This window comes from Mesorhizobium sp. A556 (assembly GCF_054489545.1).
This window is the reverse complement of the sequence record NZ_JBTMXA010000039.1, coordinates 1-4,295: the sequence shown is the minus strand read 5'-3', so window position 1 is coordinate 4,295 and position 4,295 is coordinate 1. Positions and strand designations below refer to the sequence as shown.

The following is a 4,295-nucleotide window of genomic DNA, read 5'->3' as shown; positions in this document are numbered from 1 at the left end:
GAGACCCCCGCTCGGGCTACGCCCTCCCGGCGGTCTCATACGCACGCAAACCGTGGCCTGGTTTTACTCCGCCCATTGGCCTGATTTTGCTCCGCCGTTGACAGGTTTTTCTTTTTCGTCGGCCATCATCGTCCTCCAGCGTGTCGCGGAGCGTCTGCAATCGCCACGTATCAACCTACCCGATCTAACGCTTTTTTTGCCATCTGCAAATTTAAGCCGCCGGCTGTCGCTCAGGCGGCGGTGGGCTTTTCGCGTTTCAGGCAGAGAGTTCGGTCAGCGGTTTGGCCGCGCCGCCCTCGTTATCCCAGCGATCGAGCGAATTTCTCATCTGGATTTTCCGCATTGCGTGGACAGCGGTGTCCGACGTTCCAAGGAACACGGCAACAAGTCCGTCCTCTGTATTATTGCGCCGCTGGAATTCACCGACCAAGACGGCTGCGACCTGCTTTTCGTCCTGAGAATGACGGTCGAATTCGTAAAGCTGACGAACTCTTGCAAGCGCCCGTTCGATCATCGCCATGTTGGCAGGAGTGAGATGCTGTTGTGATCTGGATGGGGAAGACATGGTCTTCCTCCTTATGTTGGGGCGAGGGATATACGCACCCTCACCGGCGGCGCCCTTGTCAGAAACCGCAAGTGATTGAGGATAGGCCCGCGCCCTGGCTTAAGCAAATCGTAGGCACCAACCGGCCCGCACAGTGATGGTCATGCGGGCTTTCTGTTTCTCTGCCTCACTCCCAGCCTCGCCAGCTGACGCGACGATCAGTTTTCAGTCCAGCGCTCATGAGCGCAATGATGACGACGAACTCGGAAAGACGCGCGGTAAGCAGCCGGTTTTTGAGAGGGTTAAACTCTGCAATCGGGAGATTGGTCACCAGGCCAGGAGCGCGCCTATCCCAATGCAGACCATCGGGAGCGAGAGTGGTAGTTTGCTGAGAAGCATTGGCAACCAAGCTGTCAGAAGTATGACGACTCCGGCTGCCGCTAAAAGCAACGGGTAGAACTGCAGTTGGGCCTACGCCGCAAATGCGGAGCGGTAACGATCGTCATTTTCCCTCCTTCGGCGCTATCAAATAGTGCTGACGTCCAGCAGACTGATCGGCAAGATGTCCTGGCGATTTTTCAGTTGAACGCAAGAGCGATTAATCTACCGAGAGGACGCAAGGATTTTCAACAGGGATCGACTCGTGCTCTCGGCGCGAACCTTGCAGGCTCGCACGAAACGGGGCGTAAATGCCGCGATAAGCTGTTGTTTCGAGCGTTAACGCTTGCGCAGCAAAACAGGCACGATCTGGTGGAAGGCAATTCCATGATCGCGGTGTTCTCCTCCTGTAGTCGCGGCAAACCATGCAGCCGCAGCACCAAGCGCAGAACCCGCCGCCGTCGCGAAGCTGAATATGGCCTTGATATTGGCTGAAAGGCGGATTGTTGTTTCGCTGGGTCCCGCGTCCGCAACATTGATCACATTGGCGGCGCCGTTGCCAGCGATCATTGCAAGGAACAACGCCGCGCCGAGCGTGGCAAGAGCCCATACTGCGATGCCATGTATCCCATCGCGAAATTCGCTCTCACTTTCGGTTCCATCGCCCCAGCGCGTCCGCATTCGGCCGGCCACATAACCACCGGCTGCGGAGCTGGCGATAGCAACCACAACCACCCACAACCCGGCCACCAGCACGTTCCAGGAGGCGCCGCCATGGGCAAGGGTGGGAGAACCGAGAGCCAAGCCAGCGCTTGAACCGAACTGCAAGAAAACCACTGAAATCGCGCAGGCAATAACACCCCCTCCGAAGATGCCGCCCCATTCAAGATAGGACGAACCGGCGCCATTTGCTGGGCCAACGGGAACGTTTCCGGTCAGGATTGTTTCGGCCATGATCCTACCGTAGTCCGAGAAATGACAGAACGAACAAAACCACCACGACGAGGCCGACTAGATAAATTATTCCGTTCACGGCGTTCTCTCTCCCTTGATTGCGGATAACCAGATAACGTGTCCGTGATGTTTTGGTTGCAAAAAAGTGCGGTAAGAGGATCGAACAGGAGTTGGTCTACGCGTTTGATGTCCAGCTGTCCGAGCGGTTGGTTAACCCACCGCTCATCCTTCTCCTCTTCGTCCGTTGGAGCACGGCGAAATAATTGCTCCGAACACGCCCATCGTATAAAGGCAGCGGCCACTATTCTTATGACCTTCCGGCGAGGCCACCAAGCGCGCAACGGTATAAACTGAGATAGAGCTTTATGCTCGACAATTCCTGAGCGTGTTCACTCGCACTGCCTGCAGATTGAGCGTTGAGAATTTTGATCGCCGATCGCGCATCCAATCAAACGATCAGACCTCGATATGTTCGCATCGATCACCGGCGTCGTTGAACAAACAAGGTTATCTCTGCGGGGACGGGTCATGCTCGCTGAGAACATCCTCCCGCCCATTCCATCCGAGATTATCGTGCCGCCGGCGGCTTTACTGCGGCACATTCACAATAATGACATCGAAATTCGACGAGGCGAGCCTTACGCCCGGTGCTGTCGTGCGCGGTAGCGGCAAGATCGTCTATCCCACCGAGAATGTGGTGCTCAAATAGAGCGAGAAATGTCTCCGCTTACGCATAACAATGCCGACATAGTTTTCGCCGACCGGCTTAGCTGTTTCCTAAACCGACGCGGGGGATGAAAATCTGCCCTCTCCGGGCAGATCAGGAAACAGGTGTGGCAGCGAAGGGGCAACAGGGATGTCAGCGGGCTTGTCGGCCGGTGACTGTTTCTATTCTTAACCGGTAAAACAAGTGTGCCGAAGCGCTAGTGGCGGCTTGTGAGGCCGGCTTGATATCCCCTGGTTCCCACCAGTTTGCGTGTTGCTGCAGGAGTGACAGGCGTGTCCGCGCTCACGCTCCCATTGCGGTGTGGCGGGCAATTCCTCGTAGGCGCCGAAAACCACAACGCTTTGCCATTTCCGAGCGCTCTCCATCTCGTCGACCTGGACGCAGACCTGATCATTCTGGCGCATCCATTCAACCTTCTGACCCATCAGCGAAAAGCTATAAAGATGATTGTCGGAAAACGCGTAATGGAACGGGACAACGTAAGGTTGATTTTCTCGGGCGCAGGCCAGGCGACCAAGCCGGTTGACTGAGAGAACGTCAATGCTTTCTTCGCGTGTCATGTCGGTTACGTTCATCGCTGTCTCCTGTGTTTCCGGTTGCGGCGCTGCGCGATCTGGAACGGTGTGAGAGCGCCTGCTTTTGGAACCTTTCCATCAACGATAGCCGACACACATGACATAATCGCGCAAAAGCGTCTCTTCCTGCTCCACTTCCAGCATGAGAGCTTCGAGCGCATCGCGCGCATTGAGTACTCCGATGGGTGCAGACCCTGCGTCGGTGATGGGAACGTTCTTCAGCCGCCGCTCCTTCATGAGCGACCAGATGTCGTGCAACCAGTCAGTCGGCCGACAAATGGTGGGGTCCTGGGTCATCACCGACGAAATAGCGAGGTGACATGAGGAACCCTGGCACCGGCCGATCTGACGAACGACATCCGTTTTCGTAACCACCCCTTTCAAAAGGCCGTCCGAAGCGCAGACGACGACAAGGTCCGACGATCCGCTCAACAGTCGCGCCGCCTCTAGCAACGGTGCATCATATCCGACGGTGACGAGCCGCTTGCTGGCAGCGGGTAGGACCCTATCGATGAGCATAATCTCTTCCTTTCGCGTCCTCTCAATAGGCAAAGCAGATACGCAGCACCGCCGCGATGCCGGTTGTCGCCAGTGCGAAGCAGCCGAAGCGCATTGCGATCAAGACCGGAAACCTGACTGCGGAATGGACGTAGTCCTCGACTATAACCTGAAGTCCGAGTGCCATGTGATAAAATAAGGCGACCAGCAGCAGGACCATGCAGACCATCGAGATTGGCATTCTGAGCCAGGCCACGAAGCTGGTATAATCGCGCCCAGACAGAGTGACGAGAGACACCACGAGCCATAGTGTCAACGGAACCAGCGCGATGGCCGTCGTGCGTTCGGCCCACCAATGCCCGACACCTTTCCTGGCCGAACCAAGTCCGATGGCTCGGTTCATTGGGGAGCGGGTATCGGTCTTGCGCATCGTCTTATCCCGCCACGAGGGCGCTCAGGAACCACGTTGCTCCCGTAAATGCGAAGCTGGCCAGCACCACCGCCCAGCCGGAGGCGTAGATCGTTCGAAGCTGGAAACCGTATCCCGCATCCCAGAACAGATGCCGGATACCGCCGAAGAGATGCATGAAGAACGAAAATACAGCCGCTACCATGACTA

General features: G+C 56.6%; 6 protein-coding genes. 1 reads left to right on the top strand and 5 read right to left on the bottom strand.

Features of this window, described 5'->3' with window-relative positions; translation table 11 throughout:
- Positions 1-547, top strand: a 547-nt coding sequence (locus ACX3P0_RS25025) for a hypothetical protein (protein ID WP_459092894.1), incomplete at its 5' end; no start/stop codon positions are given.
- 714 nt (positions 548-1,261) lie between these two features.
- Here ACX3P0_RS25025 and ACX3P0_RS25020 read toward each other — a convergent pair.
- The 5 genes from ACX3P0_RS25020 to ACX3P0_RS25000 all read right to left on the bottom strand — a co-directional run.
- A complete protein-coding gene (locus tag ACX3P0_RS25020; protein WP_459092892.1) occupies positions 1,262-1,876 on the bottom strand; it encodes a hypothetical protein in 615 nt (204 codons plus the stop codon).
- Positions 1,877-2,770: 894 nt separating this feature from the next.
- Complete coding sequence (locus ACX3P0_RS25015) at positions 2,771-3,178, bottom strand: pyridoxamine 5'-phosphate oxidase family protein (protein WP_459092891.1); 408 nt, start codon at positions 3,176-3,178, stop codon at positions 2,771-2,773.
- A 78-nt stretch (positions 3,179-3,256) separates the two neighbouring features.
- The gene (locus ACX3P0_RS25010) at positions 3,257-3,697 is read right to left on the bottom strand and encodes a CBS domain-containing protein (RefSeq protein WP_459092890.1); all 441 of its coding nucleotides are present in this window, start codon (positions 3,695-3,697) and stop codon (positions 3,257-3,259) included.
- A 22-nt stretch (positions 3,698-3,719) separates the two neighbouring features.
- Positions 3,720-4,106, bottom strand: coding sequence for a succinate dehydrogenase, hydrophobic membrane anchor protein (gene sdhD / locus ACX3P0_RS25005; protein WP_459092889.1), 387 nt, complete (start codon positions 4,104-4,106; stop codon positions 3,720-3,722).
- Between the two features lie 4 nt (positions 4,107-4,110).
- Positions 4,111-4,295: succinate dehydrogenase, cytochrome b556 subunit (locus tag ACX3P0_RS25000; protein ID WP_459092887.1), on the bottom strand; the 185-nt coding region annotated here is incomplete at its 5' end.